This is a genomic window from Gammaproteobacteria bacterium (genome assembly GCA_009845905.1).
Lineage (GTDB): Bacteria > Pseudomonadota > Gammaproteobacteria > Steroidobacterales > Foliamicaceae > Foliamicus.
This window is the reverse complement of sequence record VXYS01000004.1, coordinates 549,885-567,230: the sequence shown is the minus strand read 5'-3', so window position 1 is coordinate 567,230 and position 17,346 is coordinate 549,885. Positions and strand designations below refer to the sequence as shown.

Genomic DNA, 17,346 nt, shown 5'->3' with positions numbered 1-17,346 from the left:
CTAAAGGGGGAGTGATCCGCCGCTGCCGTTTTCGCCATCCGATTTCCTGAGCGTCAGCGGGTCGACGTCCTCCAGCATCCCATCGCTCAGCACCTGGACCTTCTGTTCCGCCTCCTTGAGCACGGCCTGGCAACGGCGCGTCAGCTCCACGCCGCGCTCGAACTGCCTGATCGCCTCGGCCAGCGGCAGGTCGCCCTTTTCCAGGTTGACGACGATCTGCTCCAGATCCTTGAGCGCCTGCTCGAGGCCTTCAACGCCATCGTTCGCTTTCTCGTCAGTCATTCAGGCAAGTCCTCCATGGCCGCATTGTAGCCTCGCGGGGGCGACTGCACTTCGATTTCGCCCCTGTGTGTGCCTTCCTCTCGTGGGAGTCGCCATCCTGGCTCGATTCTCGCTGTCCCTGCTCCAACGCTCCCTCGAGAGGAAGGCACACAAAGGGGCTAAGGCGGCGGCTTTAGCGCATGTTTTCCTCGGCCCGCTTGGCCAGTTCTTCCGGGGACAGGGTTTCCTGGTGCGTTGCGATGCACCAGGTGTTGCCGGTCGGGTCCGTAACGATGGCGTTGCGGTCGCCGTAGAACATGTCCTGCGGCTCCTGTACCGAAGTTGCGCCGGCGGCCAGCGCCTGAGCGTAGCCGGTGTCGGTGTCCGGCACATAAATGTAGAGCATGCACGGCAGGGGCGGGAATTCGTCCTGGGCGCGGCCCATCATGACGTAGGAGTCGCCGATGAGGACCTCCGCGTGCCCCGTCTTGCCGTCCTGGTTTGGGACCCGCTCCTTTTCTTCGGCGCCGAATGCCGCCGTGAGGAAGTCCACGAGTCGGTCAACGTCTTCGACGACCATGTACGGCGTTACCGAACCGTAACCCTCCGGAATGTAATGCACAGCCATGAAAATCTTCTCCTCTTCTCGTCTGAAATCGTTCGGATGCGAGCCGGCGAGGGTACTTCTTCGCACGAACATCAACAAGTGCCCGGGCAGGGGCGCACCCGGAGCAAAAGGCGCACGATTGAGGCTAGAATATCGAGTGCGCGTCACGCTTTCGGAAGGACGCGCCAACCCCGAAAAACTGTTACAGGAAAGATGAGATGACAACGAACCAGGACTGGTGGCCGAATCAGCTAAACCTGAAGGTACTTCGAGAAAACTCTGCCGCGTCGGATCCGATGGACGCGGGGTTCAGTTACGCCGAGGCGGTCAAGACCCTTGACGTGGATGCGCTGAAGCAGGACATCGAGGAAGTGATGACCACCTCGCAGGACTGGTGGCCGGCGGACTACGGCCACTATGGACCGCTCTTCATCCGGATGACCTGGCATGCCGCCGGCACCTACCGCATCAGCGACGGCCGGGGTGGCGGAGGCGACGGACACCAGCGCTTCGCGCCGCTGGGCAGCTGGCCCGACAACGCGAACCTGGACAAGGCCCGCCGCCTGCTGTGGCCGGTCAAGCAGAAGTACGGCAACAGGATCTCGTGGGCCGACCTGCTGCTGTTCGCCGGCAACTGCGCACTGGAGTCGATGGGCTTCAAGACCTTTGGTTTCGCCTTCGGGCGCCCGGACGTCTGGGAGGCCGACGAGACCGACTGGGGCGCCGAGAAGGATTGGCTTGCCGACGAACGCCACAGCGAAGACGGGGAGCTCGAGGAGCGCCTGGGCGCCGACCACATGGGCCTGATCTACGTGAACCCGGAAGGGCCCGGCGGAAACCCGGACCCGCGCGAGGCCGCCCGGTACATTCGAACGACGTTCAAGCGCATGGCGATGAACGACGAGGAGACGATCGCGCTGATCGCGGGCGGACACACCTTCGGAAAAGCGCATGGCGCGGCCCCCGACAGCCACGTGGGCGCCGAACCGGAAGGCGCCGGCATCGACGAGCAGGGCCTCGGCTGGACGAGCAGCTTCGGCAGCGGGAAGGGCAGCGACACGATCACCAGCGGCCTGGAAGGCGCGTGGACCGAGAATCCCGTGAAGTGGGACAACAACTTCATGGAGAACCTGCACCAGCACGAGTGGCAGTTGACGAAGAGCCCGGCCGGCGCGTCGCAGTACGAGCCCGAGAACGCTTCCGAGGTGGCCACCGTGCCGGATGCGCACGATCCTTCGAAAAAGCACGCTCCGATGATGCTCACGACGGATCTCTCGCTGAGGATGGACCCGGACTACGCGCCGATTTCAAAGCGCTTCCTCGAGAACCCGGATGATCTTGCGGACGCCTTCGCCAAGGCCTGGTTCAAGTTGCTGCACCGCGACATGGGGCCCGTCAGCCGGTATCTAGGACCGCTGGCGCCCACCGAGCCGCAGTTGTGGCAGGACCCGGTGCCCGAAGTCGATCATGAGTTGATCGGGGAGCAGGACGTTGCCGACCTGAAAGCCAGGGTTCTGGCCACGGGCTTGTCCGTTTCCCAGCTGGTCTCGACGGCCTGGGCCTCCGCGGCAACGTTCCGCGGCACCGACAAGCGTGGAGGCGCGAACGGAGCGCGCGTGCGCCTTGCGCCGCAAAGGGACTGGGAAGTGAACGACCCGGCCGCGCTGGCGAGCGTGTTGCAGATCCTGGAGCAGGTCCAGGCGGAGTTCAACGACTCGCAAGGCGGCGGGAAACGGGTCTCAATTGCCGACCTGATCGTGCTGGCGGGGTGTGCCGCTGTCGAACAGGCGGCGAGGAACGCCGGACACGATGTTGATGTTCCGTTCTCACCCGGGCGTACGGACGCGTCCGAGGAGTGGACCGACGCGGAGTCCTTCGCCGTACTCGAACCCACCGCGGACGGATTCCGCAACTATCTTCAGGGCGACCATCAGGCATCGGCGGAAGAGCTGCTGGTGGAACGGGCCTACATGCTGACGCTGACCGCTCCCGAGATGACGGCGCTGGTCGGCGGCATGCGCGCATTGAATGCGAATGCCGGGCAGTCGGCGCATGGCGTGCTCACGGACCGTCCCGGGACCCTGTCCAACGACTTCTTCGTGAATCTGCTCGACATGAGCACCGAGTGGCAGGCGTCCTCCGCATCGGAAGACGTTTTCGAGGCACGCGACCGCACGACCGGGGACGTCAGGTGGACCGGCACCCGGGTGGATCTCGTCTTCGGTTCGAACTCGGAGCTCCGGGCCATCGCGGAAGTCTATGGCTGCGATGACGCCGAGGAGAAGTTCGTAAGCGACTTCGTGGCTGCCTGGGGCAAGGTGATGAATCTCGATCGCTACGATCTTGCATGATCCGGGCGGCGTCGGGATAGCACACCGGAGACGATAGGGCCTGAATTAGCGGATAGTTCCCGGGTTACGGCACTGACATGAAGGCCGCCTATCGCGCTGACGACATTGAAGTCCTCAGCGGCCTTGACCCTGTCCGCCGCCGGCCGGGGATGTTCACCGATACGGCGCGCCCCAACTACCTGGCCCACGAGGTGATCGACAACAGCGTCGACGAGGCGCTGGCCGACCGCAAAAAATGCGATCGCATCGATGTGACGCTGTACGGCGACGGTTCGCTGGCCGTGGAGGACAACGGCCGCGGAATGCCGGTGGACGTCCACGAGGAAACCGGCCTGACGGGCGTGGAGCTGATCCTGACGCGCCTGCACGCCGGGGCAAAGTTCTCGCGCCGTCAGTACCGCTATTCCGGCGGGCTGCACGGCGTGGGCGTATCGGTGGTCAACGCCCTGTCCACGCGTCTCAAGGTGCGTGTGCGGCGCGACGGTAGCGAGTGGCACATGGAATTCGCCGGCGGGGAGCCCCAGCGCGCGCTGGAGGCCGTGGGCACCGTCGCGAAAGCGAATACCGGCACCTGGATCCGGTTCTGGCCGGATCCCCAGTACTTCTCGAAAGCCAGTTTTCACCTGCCGTCGCTCAAACGGGTATTGCGCGCCAAGGCGCTGCTGTGTCCGGGGCTGACCGTATCGCTGACCACGGAGTCGGATGGCGCGGAGGAGAAGTGGCGCTACGAGGACGGTCTGGTCCAGTATCTCCAGGAAGAACATGGCGAAGGCGAACGGCTGCCGGACGAGCCGTTGCGGTTTTCCCAGCTCGATGACGAGGAGCGAACGCTCGATTGCGTCGTGCAGTGGGCCGAAGACGGCTCCAAGCGGGTCGAGGAGAGCTACGTCAACCTGGTGCCGACGCCGCGCCACGGCACGCATGTCAACGGGCTTCGAACCGGTCTGACCGAGGGCTTGCGCGAATTCTGCGAATTTCACAAGCTGTTGCCGCGCGACGTGAAGATTTCGCCGCCGGACGTTTGGGACGGGGTGAACTTCGTGCTCTCGGTGAAGCTCGCGGAGCCGCAGTTCTCCGGGCAGATGAAGGAGTCGCTGGCGTCGCGGGACTGCGCCGGTTTCGTGGCCGAGGCGGTGCGCGGCGGCATGGCGCTGTGGCTCAACCAGCACTCCGAACTGGGCGAGCGGATCGCGAAACAGGCGATCGCGGCCGCCCAGCGGCGGCTCAGGGCCGCCCGCAAGACCCCGCGGCGCACCCCGGTGTCGGGACCGGCGCTGCCGGGCAAGCTGGCCGACTGCACCAGCACGGCGCCGGACGAGTGCGAGATTTTCCTGGTCGAGGGCGATTCGGCCGGGGGCTCGGCCCGCCAGGCGCGTCGCCGTGAATATCAGGCCATTCTGCCTCTTCGCGGCAAGATCCTGAACACCTGGGAAGTGGATTCGGCGGACCTCGACTCGTCCCAGGAGGTGCATGATATCGCCCTTGCGCTGGGGATACAGGCGGGCGATACGGACCTGAGCAATCTGCGTTACCACCGGGTATGCATACTGGCCGACGCCGACTCGGACGGACGGCACATCGCCACGCTGATCTGCGCCCTGTTCGCCCGGCATTTTCCTGCGCTGGTGCGCGGAGGTCACGTGCACGTGGTCATGCCGCCGCTCTACCGGCTGGACGTGGGCAAGGAAACTCACTATGCGCTCACCGAAGAGGAGCGCGAATCATTGGCGCGCCGCTTTGCCAAACGCAAGGTTTCCGTGACCCGCTTCAAGGGCTTGGGCGAGATGAGCGCGAAGCAGTTGCGCGAGACCGCCATGGAGCCGGACACCCGCCGACTGATCCGGCTCGAAATGGACGAAGCCGACGATGCGTTCAGGGTGCTCGACATGCTGCTGGCGAAGAAGCGCGCCGCGGACCGCCGGGCCTGGCTGGAAGACAAGGGCGACCTCGCCGCGAACTGATGGCCGGGCCGCAACTGACGCTGGTGCCGCGCGACAACGCGGAAACGCGGCCGCTGGCGGAATACGCGGAGCAGGCGTACCTGGACTACTCCATGTACGTGATCCTGGACCGGGCGCTGCCGCACCTGGCCGACGGCCTCAAGCCGGTGCAGCGGCGCATCGTCTATGCGATGAGCGAACTGGGGCTGGCGGCCACCGCCAAGCCGCGCAAGAGCGCCCGCACGATCGGCGACGTGATCGGCAAGTTTCATCCGCACGGCGATTCGGCCTGCTACGAAGCGATGGTGCACCTGGCACAGCCGTTCGCCTATCGCCATCCGCTGGTGGACGGTCACGGCAATTTCGGCGCGGTTGACGATCCCAAGTCCTTCGCGGCCATGCGCTACACCGAGGCGCGCCTCACCGCCTACGCGCAAACGCTGCTGGCGGAGCTGGGGCAGGGCACGGTGGACTGGACCGACAACTTCGACGGCACGCTCAAGGAGCCCGAACTCCTGCCTGCGCAACTGCCCAATGTGCTGATCAACGGGTCGACCGGCATTGCGGTCGGCATGTCAACGGATATTCCTCCACACAACCTTCGCGAACTGGCCGCGGCTCTGGAGAGCATCGCCGCGCGGCCGAATTTGCATTACGACACGCTCGCCGGCCTGATCCCGGGGCCCGATTTCCCGACCGGAGGGGAACTGATCACGCCGGCGGCCGAGATTCGTGAAATCTACAGGAAGGGGCAGGGCGTGTTCCGGGTTCGCGCATCGTGGAAGCGCGAACAGGACGCCGTCGTGATCCACGAATTGCCGTGGCAGGTATCCGGAAGCCGCGTGCTGGAACAGATTGCCAGACAGATGCAGGCCAAGCGCCTGCCCACGCTCGAGAACCTGCGCGACGAGAGCGACCATGAGAACCCGGTGCGCCTGGTGCTGGTGCCCCGTTCGGCGCGCGTGGACGTCAACGCGCTGATGGCGCACCTGTTCGCCACCACCGACCTGGAGCGGTCACTGCGGGTGAACCTGAACGTCATCGGCGAGGACGGCCGCCCGCGGGTCCGCGACCTGCGCGGCATGCTGGTGGAATGGCTGAGGTTCCGCCGCGCCACGCTTCGCCGCCGATTGAAGCATCGCGAAGACCGGGTGTCGATGCGCCTGCACGTCCTGGAAGGCCTGATGATCGCCTACCTCAACCTGGACGAGGTCATCGCCATCGTGCGTAACGAGGAGGATCCCAGGGCGCGGCTAATGGAACGGTTCAAGCTGAGCGGCGAGCAGGCCGAGGGCATCCTCAACATCCGGCTGCGCAACCTGGCCCGCATCGAAGAAGAGAAGCTGCTGGCGGAGCAGGACGAACTGGAGGCCGAGCGCGAGGTGCTGCGAGCGACGCTGGCGGAAAAGACGAAGTTCGACAGGCTCATGATCGCGGAATTCCGCGAACTGGCCGAGGAGCATGGCGACGACCGCCGGACGCGGATCGTGGACGACGCCGCGCCGGCGGCGGCATACCAGGAGGAGGACGTGACGCCGGCCGAGCCGCTGACCGTCGTGCTGTCGCGCCACGGCTTCGCCCGCGCCGGCAAGGGACATGAACTGGACAGCGCGGCCCTGAGTTTCCGTCCCGGAGACGAACTGCTCTGCGATCTGCAGTGCAAGTCGAATCAGCAGGTCGTGTTTCTCAGCAGCGAAGGGCGCGTCTACACGCTACCGGCGCACAGCCTGCCCTCGGCGCGCACGCACGGCGAACCGCTGTCCAGCCGCTTCAACGTGGCGGACGGAGAGCGCTGGAGAGGTTTGCTGGGCGGCGATCCGGGGTCGCGATGGCTGGTATGCGGGACCCGCGGACACGGGTTCGTCGCATCGACCGTGAAGCTGTTTTCGCGTTCGCGCGCCGGCAAGGCGTTTCTGAACCTGGCCGAGGAGTCCGAGCCGCTGCTGCCGGTTCCGGTGCCCGATTCACCGTGCCGCGTTGCCGCGGTGTCCGGCGACGGGCGCTTGCTGCTGTTCGGCGTTGACGAACTGCCGGAGTCGGCGTCCGGCCGCGGGGTGTTGCTGATCGGACTCAAGAACGGTGAACGGCTGGCCGCGGTGACGATTGTCGGCCCGCGCGACCGTCTGATCGTGCACTGCGGGGAACGCAGGATGACGCTGCGCGGGAAAACGCTGGAGAGCTACCTGGGCAAGCGCGCGCTCAGGGGCCGCATGCTGCCGCGCGGCTGGCAGAAAAACGTGACCATGCTGGCGCGCGATCCTTTCCGGGGCGGATAATATCCGGCCCACGGCTGAACAGGGAAAGTGGCAAGTGCCCCCGACACTGGAAGAAAACCTGAGACACGCCCGCCCGTACATGGAGCGATTCGCCGCCGGCGTACAGGGTCATTTCATCGGCGGCCGGGTTTGCGTGGGCGAATCCGGTGAGACGTTCTCCAATCATTGCCCCGCCGACGGCGCGCTGATCAATCGCGTCGCCGCCGGGAGCGCGGCGGACATCGACGCGGCCTGCGCCGCCGCCCGCGATGCGTTCCCCGGCTGGTCCGCCGTGTCCGGCGAACGCCGCGCCGGGTTGCTGCACGGAATTGCCGACGCGATCGAAGCGCGCGCCGACGAGATCGCACTGGTCGAGTCCATGGACACCGGCCAGGCGCTGCGCTTCACCGCGAAGGCCGCGGCGCGCGCAGCCGTCAATTTCCGGTTTTTCGCGGACCGGGCCCCGGACGCGCGCCGCGGTGCGTCGCTGCCGGCCGCCGAACACGACAACTACACGATGCGCCAGCCGATCGGTCCGGTGGGCGTGATCACGCCCTGGAACACGCCCTTCATGCTGTCCACCTGGAAGATCGCGCCGGCCCTGGCGGCCGGTTGCACGGTCGTGCACAAGCCGGCCGAATGGAGCCCGCTCAGCGCGCAACTGCTCGCGGAAATATGCAACGAGGCGGGACTGCCACCGGGCGTCCTCAATACGGTGCAGGGCATCGGAGAGGAAGCGGGCAGGGCCCTGACCCAGCATGATGCCATCCGGGCCATCGCCTTTGTGGGCGAGTCGGCTACCGGCGCGCGCATCATGGCCCAGGGCGCGCCCACCCTGAAGCGGGTGCATTTCGAGCTGGGCGGCAAGAACCCCGTCATCGTGTTCGACGACGCCAACCTGGATCGGGCGCTGGATGCCGTGGTTTTCATGATCTACAGCCTCAACGGCGAGCGCTGCACGTCCTCCAGCCGCCTCCTTGTGCAGCAGTCGATTCACGACGAGTTCGTGGAGCGCGTCGCCGGGAGGGCGCGGGCCATCCGGGTCGGCCACCCGCTGGACCCGGATACCGAGGTCGGCCCTCTGATCCACCCGGATCACCTACAGAAGGTCAGTTCGTACTTCGAGATCGCCCGGGACGAGGGCGCGTCCATTTCCGCCGGAGGCGAGCGTGCGGATCTGCCCTGGCCGGGTCACTACGTGCAGCCCACACTGTTTACCGGCGCGCGCAACGACATGCGGATCGCGCAGGAAGAGATTTTCGGCCCCGTACTGACCGCCATCCCGTTTGCCGACGAAGCCGACGCCCTGTCGCAGGCCAACGATTCCCGCTACGGGCTGGCCGCGTACCTGTGGACCGCCGATCCGGATCGCGCGCGGCGCCTGTCCGAGGCGCTGGAAGTCGGTATGATTTGGGTGAATTCCCACAACGTGCGCCATCTGCCTTCTCCGTTCGGAGGCATGAAGGCCAGCGGGATCGGCCGCGACGGCGGCGACTACAGCTTCGACTTCTACATGGAAACCAAGAACGTCAGCATCGCCACCGGCGAGCACCGGATTCCCGGATTGGGGACCGGCTGACGCACCAACATTCGGGGGGCATAGCAAATGTTGATCATTACCCAGGAACCGTGGCATGCGGATGCCACCGGCGCTCGGCTGCTCAGCCTGGCCGAGGCTGCCGCCCTGCAATTCGGCGACATCCGCGGCTCGCTGCTGCTCTTGCCGCTGGGGGAGGCCGACTGGGAGCAGCTTCGGCCCGAAAGGGAGTTGCTCGCCGAGGCAGGCGCGGCTTCGAATTTCCATGGAATCCACATCGCCGGCGCCGTGCCGGTGCTGGCGGCCCATTCGGACGAGCCCCAAACGGTGGGTTTCGTCGTGGACCCCGACGGCAACACGGCCCTGCGCGTTCCGAAGATCACACCCGACTTCATCGAAGGGTTCACCGACAGCGCCTGCGAGCTGGGCAGGCCTGCCGAACTGCCGATCCTGGATACGCCGCTGGGCCGGCTTGGCATTCTCACCGGCGAGGACGTCCTGTATTCGCATTACGCACGGGTGCTGACCTACAACGGCGCCGAAGTGATCCTGAATCCCTGCCGAGAGCGTCGCGATGCCGGCTTCGAAAGTCGCCTGCGCGCCCGCCGCACCCGCGCTTACGAAAGTTCCGCCTACGTGGCGGTCGCCACCCCGCACTCGCAGCTGTCCGGCGACGTGAGCGTGCGCCTGCCGTGTGCCTCCGCGCTGTACCTGCACGACCAGCAGACGGTGGAGGAAGCCGGCCAGGGCGAGAGTTTCCTAAGGCCCGACTTCAGCATCGAATTCCTGCGCCGCAAGCGCTCCACGCTGTTCATGAACCAGCCCGTGTACATGCGCAGCATGCTCTACGCGCCGGGCTATGTTCAGGCCGCCGCTGCCGACCAGGCCGCCGCCCGCGAGATGCCGGCGACCCGCGACGGATGGCGCGAGGAAGCCGGCCGGCGGATCGCGGCGCAGGCGGAAGCCAACCGAATCGACGGGCAGACCGAGGACCAGTACTCGGCGCTGCTGGTTCAGAACGAGTTTCGCGTGATCCACATGGACACGCCCAATCCCGAGGAAATTCTCCGGCAGAACCTCGACGAGGCCATCGGCCTGGCCGCCCGCAGCGCATTTGTTCCGAACGTCCGGCTGGTGTGCTTTCCGGAGTTCTTCATGACCGGCTCCGGCGGGTTCGGCAAACGCACGCCGAAGACCCTGGAGCGCATCGCGATCACCTATCCGGGGCCGGAAACGGACATCCTGAGCGAATTCGCGCAGAAGAACCACGTTTACGTGGCCGGTTCGACGTTCGAGAAGGACCCGCGCTTCCCCGAACGGGTGTTCAATTCCGCCTTCATCCTCAACGATTCCGGCGACCTGATCCTGCACTACCGAAAGCTGCATTGCGCCGACATCTGGGGGCAGTTGCCCGACACGACGCCCGGCAGCATCTACTCGCGGCTGGTCGAGGAACTGGGCTACGACGCGCTGTTCCCGGTGGTGGACACGCCGCTGGGCAAGCTCGCCGCCATGGTGTGTTTCGACCACACCGTGCCGGAAACGGCGCATATGCTGGCGAAACGCGGCGCGGAAGTGATCATTCACTGCACCTCCGATCCGCATGGCGCCGGCCGCCGGCCGTGGGAGGAGTGCCGCATGACCCGGGCCCACGACAACGGCGCCTATATCCTCGCGCCGCGCCCGGGCGGCGAGTACTTCGATCCGCACGCCGTGCATCCGGGTACTTTCCTGCGCGGCTACACGCGCATCATCGGCTACGACGGCCGCCTGCTTGGCGAGGCCGACACTTCGGGCAAGGTGAGCTTCCAGGCCAACCTGGACCTGGCCGAACTGCGCCGCTATCGCGCCAACGCGTCCGCCAACATGCTGGTCTGGGACGAGCCGCGCAGCTACGTGGACTGGTACGAACAGGGCCACGGCCTGCCCGGCGACTTGTGGGCCGGCGATCCGCAGGAGAACCCGTACGCGAACTTCGCGGCGATGAAGGACTCGCTGGAGCGCTTCTACAAGGAAGGAATCTACCTGCGCCCCGGAACATCGCGAACCGGCGCCGAAACCGACGCCCGCAGCCTGATATAGGCCCCCGGGTGGGAGGGCGTCCCGCCCTCCATGCACGCGTGCCTAATATAATCCGCGGCTGCGCGCCCGTAGCTTAGCCTGGATAGAGCATCTGGCTACGAACCAGAAGGTCGGGAGTTCGAATCTCTCCGGGCGCGCCAAACCCTCAAGGGGCCGGCTCCGATCGACGAGGGTCGGCTGAACGGCCTCGCACGCAGCTTGCGACTTCAGTCCACCAAGGAGGATTGTCTTGACCATCGCGGGAAGAATCAGACACCTGACGCGGATCGGCCTTTCGCACATGAATGAAGCGGTCCTGGACGTGTTGTTTCATGCCTACGGGAAGCCGGCCGGGCTTACGGCCGCGCAAATTCACGAACGGATGGGACTGGGCGAAGACTTCGGAAACCCGCCCCACGGCGTCGTCGAGGGCTTGCTCTCCCACCTGGAGGGCGCAGGCAGCGTCACGTCCGCCTCGGCGCGGGGCCCGGAGGGTGAAATCACCTGGCGACTGAGCGAACAGGAATACGCTCAGCGCTGCGACTAGCACCAACGGTAGCGTTCTGCTGTCCCCCTTCCTTCCGGGAGTATGTGAGCCATGGATGGCGGAACCAAGCCCCATGGATGGGTTTATGCGTCTCCCGGAAGGAAGGGGGACAGCAGAACGCGGACGCGCAATGGAGTGGGCCTATAATCGAATGACGCAATGGGAGGGGTTCAAATGACCGACAATCCCGGCTACACGGCCGATTTCATCAAGTCCGACACGGACCGTGCGACGTTCATGAAGGATCCGGCGATGGATCATTTGATGACGGCGCTGGTGTCGGTGAGTACGGAGATCTGGGCGCAGGCCCGTCGCGTGAAGATCATGGAGCGATTGCTGGAGGACCATGGGAAGGTGACCCGCGAGCTGATCGAGGGTTACATGCCGAGCGCGGAGGAGGAGGCGTCCTGGCGGGCCGAGCGCGACCGCTTTATCGAGCGGACTTTCGGTTCGATCACGGTGGGCCATTCGTTCGAAGGCCAACCGACGAGGGGGTTCCATGATCGGCCGGGCGCCGAGGGTCCGATGAATCGCTCCGGCATGGGAGGTGACCCGTCATGATGAATCGACGCACGATATTGGGTTCCCTGGCCGCGGCCTTTTCGGCCACGGCGGCCACGCGCAAGGCGAGCGCGTCCACGGCCGCACCGTCTTCCTTGCCGCTCGACATCGAGCCGCGCGGCACCGTGGGCATACAGGAGCGCATGCCCAGCCTGGACCTGGAGAGCCGGCACGAGTTCCTGACCGGTTTCAGGGCCTGGGCGCAGGGACCGCTGGGCAGGGCCGCCGAGGAACGGGCCAACGCCATTTTCAAGGCGAAGGGCATTGATCCCGAGGGCGACGTTCCGCTGGAGCAGGTCCAGGCGGCCCTTGAGGGCGACCCGATCGTGGGCGCCAGCGTTCGCTACTGGATCACCGGTCAGCAGCATTGCTGGAAGCTGGTTGCCGACGAATTCCACGCCAACTCCGAGGCCTACATGGCCGAGCTGGACGCCGCCGAAAAGGCAGGTCCGGGCTCGGTGACGCTGGATCCCGATTTCAAGGTTCCGGAATACGCTTCCCACGAAATTCACATCCAGCCGGGCGGATATGTGGGTGATCCCTTCGCCGGCTACATTTATCACTACGGCACCAATCACTTCCGGATGGGCAACGAACAGGACCAGCGGCAGAAGCTGGTCGCCTCCACGGCGGAGCCACCGGAAGATGGCCGCTTCAAACGCATTCTCGACCTGGGCTGCGGTCCGGGTCGGCTGACCGTTGCGCTCAAGGACCGGTTCCCGGACGCGGAAGTCTGGGGCATTGACGTTTCCGGGCCGATGGTCCGCTACGCGCACATGCGCGCGGCCGACCTCGGCAAGGAAGTGCACTTCGTCCAGGGCCTGGCCGAAGACACCGGTTTTCCGGACGGCCATTTCGACCTGGTGTATTCCTACATCCTGTTTCACGAAGTGCCTGCTTCCGTCACACGGGCGATCGTGAAGGAGGTGCACCGGATTACCCGCCCGGGCGGTGTGTTTCAGTCCGGCGATTTTCGGGCCGATCAGCGTCCGCCCACGCCCTATCGCAGTTTCCGCCGCTGGTGGGACTACCGCTGGAACAACGAGGTCTGGCGCAACGAATTCCAGGACTTGCATTTCGGTAAAGAAATCGCCAGGGCCGGATTTACCGTGCGCGATTCCAAAAAAGGCCTTGGATTTCTCGGGTCCCTGCGCGCAACGCGCAACGCCTGAACACCATCGCGGCCGCAAACCGTTCAATCTCATGAGAATGGGAGAAAATCTCATGCACAAACTTCCCAAAGCACTTCCGATTTGCCTGGCTATGGCCGCGGCCATCCTGTTCGGACCGGCCCAGGTCAACATCGCCGTCGGCCAAGAGGCCCTGCTCGAGGAGATCGTGGTCACAGCGCGCAAGCGCGAAGAGGCGATCCAGGATATTCCGCTGTCCATCACCGCGTTCACCGCGGAGGAGTTGCAAAAGCGCAGCATCCAGGACATGCGCGACATCGCGCTGTTCACGCCCGGATTCAACTTCGAGGACTTCGGCGGCTCCGGAGGGACCACGCCGGTCGTGCGCGGCACCACCCAGGTGTCGATATTGCAGTCCGGCGAACAGAACGTGTCGGTTTTCTTCGACGGCGTATACCTGCCGCGCAGCTATGTGACCGACCTCGGCTTCGCCAACATGGAGCGCGTCGAAGTGGTCAAGGGCCCGCAAAGCGCCCGCTACGGCCGCAACGCCTTCATGGGCGCGATCAACTACATCCCCAGGAGACCCGGCGATGAGTGGGACCTGCAGGGGCAGGTCGTCGCCGGCAATCATTCGCGTTATGACTACGCCGGCACGGTGTCCGGCCCGATTGTGCCCGGCCTGGTTTCGGTACTTGCGGGTTACGACTACTCGGAGTTCGACGGCACCTGGAAGAATACGCACCCCTACGCGGACATCGATTTCAAGCAAGGCTCCAATGACCGGCTGGGCGGGCACGAGCGCGCGGTGGCCAGCCTGGCCTTGCGCATTACGCCCGGTGATGCACTGACCATCGACCTTGCCTATTACGACTACGACTTCGACCGGGAACACCGGGCCCAGAACTTCTTCGCCGAACTGGGTGCGGACAGCCACTTCCTGAACTGCGGCCAGTGGAATCCGGATGTCCGGCCGGCGGGGCGGCCCGGCTTCGGCTATGGCGGCCAGTGGTACCGCCTGTACTGCGGCGAACTCTGGGTGGACGTCATCCCCAGCGACCCGAGAGGATACGCCCGGCAACTGAACGCGCAGTTCACGCGGGGCTCGGTCAACTGGGCCGTCAATGATTCGATCGCCGTGGAATACATATACGGCACATTGGAGGCGGATTCGAAAACGCTGGGTTACAAGGACCTCCTGCCGGGTTGCCCGTTCGCCACCCCGCCGTTGCCCGGCTGCGTTTTTGAAAGCGGCCCCATAGGCGACTTCGAAGTGGATTCCCACGAGATCAGGGTGTCCTGGGACACCGGCGGGCCATTGCGGGCCGCCGCCGGATACTTCTACACAAAAAGTCGGGATGCCTATATCGCCAACTTCAGCACCATGTGGCCCTTGAGTGCGGCTCCCACAGAGCCGGTCGATATTCTGGACCGGTCGGCATTCGTCGTCTATGTGCCCTTGAGGAATCTTCTGAACAGGAACAAGACAACCTCGCCGTTTGCCGAGATCAGCTACGCGTTCATGGACGGGCGCGCGCGCATCGGCGCGGAGGTGCGCTACTCGAATACCGACAAGTTCGAAGGCAATCAGCCATCCGAGGGATTAGACGGAAATCTGGTGTTCTCGGGCGTAGTACTGGAAGACGAGTTCTCCTCGTTCACGCCGCGGGTCACGCTGGAGTACGATCTCAGCGACGACCGGCTGCTGTTCGTTTCGATCGCCAAGGGAGTCAAGCTGGGCGGTTTCAATGCCTCCTCCGTTCGGGTCGAGGACCGCACCTTCGACGAGGACCAGAACTGGACCTATGAAATCGGCTCCAAGAACATCCTGCTGGACGGGCGGCTGCGCCTGAACGGATCGCTGTTCTGGATCGATTGGTCGGACGTGCAGATCAGGGCGCAGGACCCGGGCAACCCCGCCGACCTGTCGCTTTCGCTTACCGCCAATCTTGGGGACGTGAGCTCCAAGGGTTTTGAGGTGGAGGCCGCCTATGCGATCTCCGAAAATCTGACCGTCAGTGGGTCCGCCTATTACGGTGATGCCAAGTACGAGGAAGGCACTTTCGACAAGCGTTGGGGCGGGCTGCCCTCGGTTTGCGACGATGTCGTGTGCCCGATCGACGGTCACGTGGGCGGCAATCAGATGCAGCGCCAGTCGAAGGTGCAGGCGACATTCGGGGCCGAGTGGCGTGACGAGCTGGCGTTGGCCTTTGCCGAGGAGTACTTCATCCGCATCGATGTCGCATACCAGTCGAAACAGTACGCCGACGCGATGAACCTGGCCTGGGTGCCCGAGCGCAACATCGCGAACGCCAGCATCGGCGTGATCGGGCGCTGGTACGAGGCGCGGCTCTGGGCCCGCAACCTGTTCGATGAACTGTATGTGTCCGGCGCGACCGTGGGCGTGCCCAACAGGCAGTACAACGCATACCTGGGCGAGCGCCGGACTTTCGGCCTGACATTTATCGCGAACTTCGACAACTTCACGGACTGACCCGAGAGTGGGGGGCATTGCCCCCCACGGTGCCCCTCTTTGCCTCCTGGGTGGGAGGGCGTCTCGCCCTCCGCTCAGGCTGGGCGCCTGCGTATTCGATTTCTATACGCAATAAATAATCAGATATCTTGAATATATATTGCGTATATAGACTTTTAATTGCGTAATAGAATTATGCGCAATATAATCGTGGGATGCCGCGCCGGATTGACGCAAACGAGCTGAAGGCCATCGAGTCCGCCGTCGGAAAGCAGGCCGCCGGCCTGACCGCGCAGCAGGTTCACGAAGCGCTTGCGGCGCCTCCGCCCCGCAGAACGCTGCAATACCGCCTGAAATACCTGGTGGATCACAGGCGCTTGCGACGTGAGGGTTCCGGGCGCTGGGCCCATTATCTTCCGCCGGTTCAGGCGGCGGACGATTCGTTGGATGACACCGCACCTCCGCAAAACGAAATCCGGGCCGTCGGCGGGCCGCCGGAATCCGCAGCGGCCCGAGGGATCCGGAGGTACGCCGCGCTGCCGCTGGAGCAACGGCGCCCGGCCGGCTACCACCCCGGTTTCCTGGAATCCTATTCTCCCAACGAGACCTACTGTCTGTCTCCGGCGGAACGCGCCGGTCTTCGGGACATAGGAAGGCTTGGCGGCACGAGCGGGAGCGAAAGCGGCTATCCCGCCGACCTGACGGCCAAGCTGCTGGTGGATCTGTCATGGAATTCCAGCCGGCTGGAGGGCAACCGCTATTCGTTGCTGGAAGCCGGATTGCTGATCACCCGGGGCGAAGCGGCGCCCGGGAGGGATCTGGGCGAGACCCAGATGATCCTAAACCACAAGGCCGCCATCGAGTTTCTGGTTGCCGGACCAGGGTTGACGGACATCGATCGTTCCACGCTGTTCGGCCTGCATGCCCTGCTGACGGCTAACCTCCTGGGTAATTCCGGGGCCGCGGGCCGATTGCGGAAAACTACCGCCCGCGTTGCCGGGTCGACATTTCGTCCTCCTGCGTCATGCGGGCAAATCGAAGAGTACTTTGACCGGGTCCTCGCCACCGCGCGCGCCATTGAGGATCCGTTCGAGCAGTCCTTCTTCCTGCTGACGCAGTTGCCGTACTGGCAGCCCTTCGACCACGCCAACCGGCGCGTCGCCCGCCTGGCGGCGAACATTCCGCTGATCCGGTCGAATCTCTCGCCGCTGACGTTCGAGAAAGTTTCGCGCGACGTGTACGATCAGGCCATGCTGGGCGTTTACGAGCTGCGCCGCCGGCAATTGCTGGCGGAGGTTTTTGTCCACGGCTACCGTCATTCCGCCAGCCATTACGCCGCCGTACGCCACATGCTCGGCGAGCCGGATCCGTTCCGCCTCAAGCATGGAAGGGTCTTGCGCGAGATGATTAGGGAGGTCGTCGGGGCCGGAATGAGCAGGAAAAAGGCCGCCGCCCATATCCGGGACCGGGTGGAACAACAGGTCGACGCCGCGGAGCGCACGCAGCTTCGCGACCTGAGCGAGCGAGAGTTGCTGAGTCTGCACCCGGGCAACTGCGCGCTGTACGGCATCGAGCCGGACGAGCTGGCCGACTGGCTTGAAGTCTGGTAAGGCCGCAAGGCGG

Annotated in this window: 12 protein-coding genes and 1 tRNA gene; 11 read left to right on the top strand and 2 right to left on the bottom strand. The window is 64.9% G+C overall.

Translation table 11 applies throughout. From position 1 onward, the window contains the following. Together F4036_04030 and F4036_04025 are read right to left on the bottom strand one after the other, a co-directional pair. Nucleotides 1-282, bottom strand: coding sequence for an exodeoxyribonuclease VII small subunit (locus F4036_04030; protein ID MYK36911.1), 282 nt, complete (start codon nucleotides 280-282; stop codon nucleotides 1-3). Nucleotides 283-454: 172 nt separating this feature from the next. Continuing rightward, the gene (locus F4036_04025) at nucleotides 455-889 is read right to left on the bottom strand and encodes a VOC family protein (GenBank protein MYK36910.1); all 435 of its coding nucleotides are present in this window, start codon (nucleotides 887-889) and stop codon (nucleotides 455-457) included. Between the two features lie 197 nt (nucleotides 890-1,086). Between F4036_04025 and katG the strand changes: the two genes are divergently transcribed. The 11 genes from katG to F4036_03970 all read left to right on the top strand — a co-directional run bounded on the left by katG (nucleotide 1,087) and on the right by F4036_03970 (nucleotide 17,333). Continuing rightward, entirely contained in the window at nucleotides 1,087-3,219 is a 2,133-nt protein-coding gene (katG, locus tag F4036_04020; protein MYK36909.1) for a catalase/peroxidase HPI, read from the top strand. A gap of 77 nt (nucleotides 3,220-3,296) precedes the next feature. After that, entirely contained in the window at nucleotides 3,297-5,180 is a 1,884-nt protein-coding gene (gene parE / locus F4036_04015; GenBank protein MYK36908.1) for a DNA topoisomerase IV subunit B, read from the top strand. Beyond that, entirely contained in the window at nucleotides 5,180-7,435 is a 2,256-nt protein-coding gene (gene parC, locus F4036_04010) for a DNA topoisomerase IV subunit A (GenBank protein MYK36907.1), read from the top strand. Before parE ends, parC begins: the two co-directional genes overlap by 1 nt. A 79-nt stretch (nucleotides 7,436-7,514) precedes the next feature. Then, nucleotides 7,515-8,993, top strand: coding sequence for a 5-carboxymethyl-2-hydroxymuconate semialdehyde dehydrogenase (gene hpaE / locus F4036_04005; protein MYK36906.1), 1,479 nt, complete (start codon nucleotides 7,515-7,517; stop codon nucleotides 8,991-8,993). A 27-nt stretch (nucleotides 8,994-9,020) separates the two neighbouring features. Then, the gene (locus F4036_04000) at nucleotides 9,021-11,033 is read left to right on the top strand and encodes a hypothetical protein (GenBank protein MYK36905.1); all 2,013 of its coding nucleotides are present in this window, start codon (nucleotides 9,021-9,023) and stop codon (nucleotides 11,031-11,033) included. Nucleotides 11,034-11,095: 62 nt separating this feature from the next. Further along, nucleotides 11,096-11,173: transfer RNA gene (locus F4036_03995), tRNA-Arg, on the top strand. An 89-nt stretch (nucleotides 11,174-11,262) separates the two neighbouring features. Beyond that, nucleotides 11,263-11,559 (top strand): hypothetical protein, encoded by a 297-nt coding sequence (locus F4036_03990; GenBank protein MYK36904.1) that lies wholly within the window; start codon nucleotides 11,263-11,265, stop codon nucleotides 11,557-11,559. Between the two features lie 174 nt (nucleotides 11,560-11,733). Further along, complete coding sequence (locus tag F4036_03985) at nucleotides 11,734-12,120, top strand: hypothetical protein (GenBank protein MYK36903.1); 387 nt, start codon at nucleotides 11,734-11,736, stop codon at nucleotides 12,118-12,120. Beyond that, entirely contained in the window at nucleotides 12,117-13,292 is a 1,176-nt protein-coding gene (locus F4036_03980; GenBank protein ID MYK36902.1) for a class I SAM-dependent methyltransferase, read from the top strand. Before F4036_03985 ends, F4036_03980 begins: the two co-directional genes overlap by 4 nt. A 31-nt stretch (nucleotides 13,293-13,323) precedes the next feature. Next, on the top strand, nucleotides 13,324-15,744 hold the full coding sequence (locus F4036_03975; protein ID MYK36901.1) for a TonB-dependent receptor: 2,421 nt from the start codon (nucleotides 13,324-13,326) through the stop codon (nucleotides 15,742-15,744). A gap of 194 nt (nucleotides 15,745-15,938) precedes the next feature. Further along, nucleotides 15,939-17,333, top strand: a complete 1,395-nt coding sequence (locus F4036_03970; GenBank protein ID MYK36900.1) for a hypothetical protein — start codon at nucleotides 15,939-15,941, stop codon at nucleotides 17,331-17,333. The last annotated feature ends 13 nt before the right edge of the window (nucleotides 17,334-17,346 follow it).

Excerpts from the sequence above, each read along its gene's own strand:
- F4036_03975 (MYK36901.1), top strand. The coding sequence starts at position 13,324 with ATGAGAATGGGAGAAAATCTCATGCACAAACTTCCCAAAGCACTTCCG.
- F4036_03985 (MYK36903.1), top strand. The coding sequence starts at position 11,734 with ATGACCGACAATCCCGGCTACACGGCCGATTTCATCAAGTCCGACACG.
- F4036_04030 (MYK36911.1), bottom strand. The coding sequence starts at position 282 with ATGACTGACGAGAAAGCGAACGATGGCGTTGAAGGCCTCGAGCAGGCG.
- parC (MYK36907.1), top strand. The coding sequence starts at position 5,180 with ATGGCCGGGCCGCAACTGACGCTGGTGCCGCGCGACAACGCGGAAACG.
- F4036_04025 (MYK36910.1), bottom strand. The coding sequence starts at position 889 with ATGGCTGTGCATTACATTCCGGAGGGTTACGGTTCGGTAACGCCGTAC.
- F4036_03970 (MYK36900.1), top strand. The coding sequence starts at position 15,939 with ATGCCGCGCCGGATTGACGCAAACGAGCTGAAGGCCATCGAGTCCGCC.
- F4036_03980 (MYK36902.1), top strand. The coding sequence starts at position 12,117 with ATGATGAATCGACGCACGATATTGGGTTCCCTGGCCGCGGCCTTTTCG.
- hpaE (MYK36906.1), top strand. The coding sequence starts at position 7,515 with ATGGAGCGATTCGCCGCCGGCGTACAGGGTCATTTCATCGGCGGCCGG.
- parE (MYK36908.1), top strand. The coding sequence starts at position 3,297 with ATGAAGGCCGCCTATCGCGCTGACGACATTGAAGTCCTCAGCGGCCTT.
- F4036_04000 (MYK36905.1), top strand. The coding sequence starts at position 9,021 with ATGTTGATCATTACCCAGGAACCGTGGCATGCGGATGCCACCGGCGCT.
- katG (MYK36909.1), top strand. The coding sequence starts at position 1,087 with ATGACAACGAACCAGGACTGGTGGCCGAATCAGCTAAACCTGAAGGTA.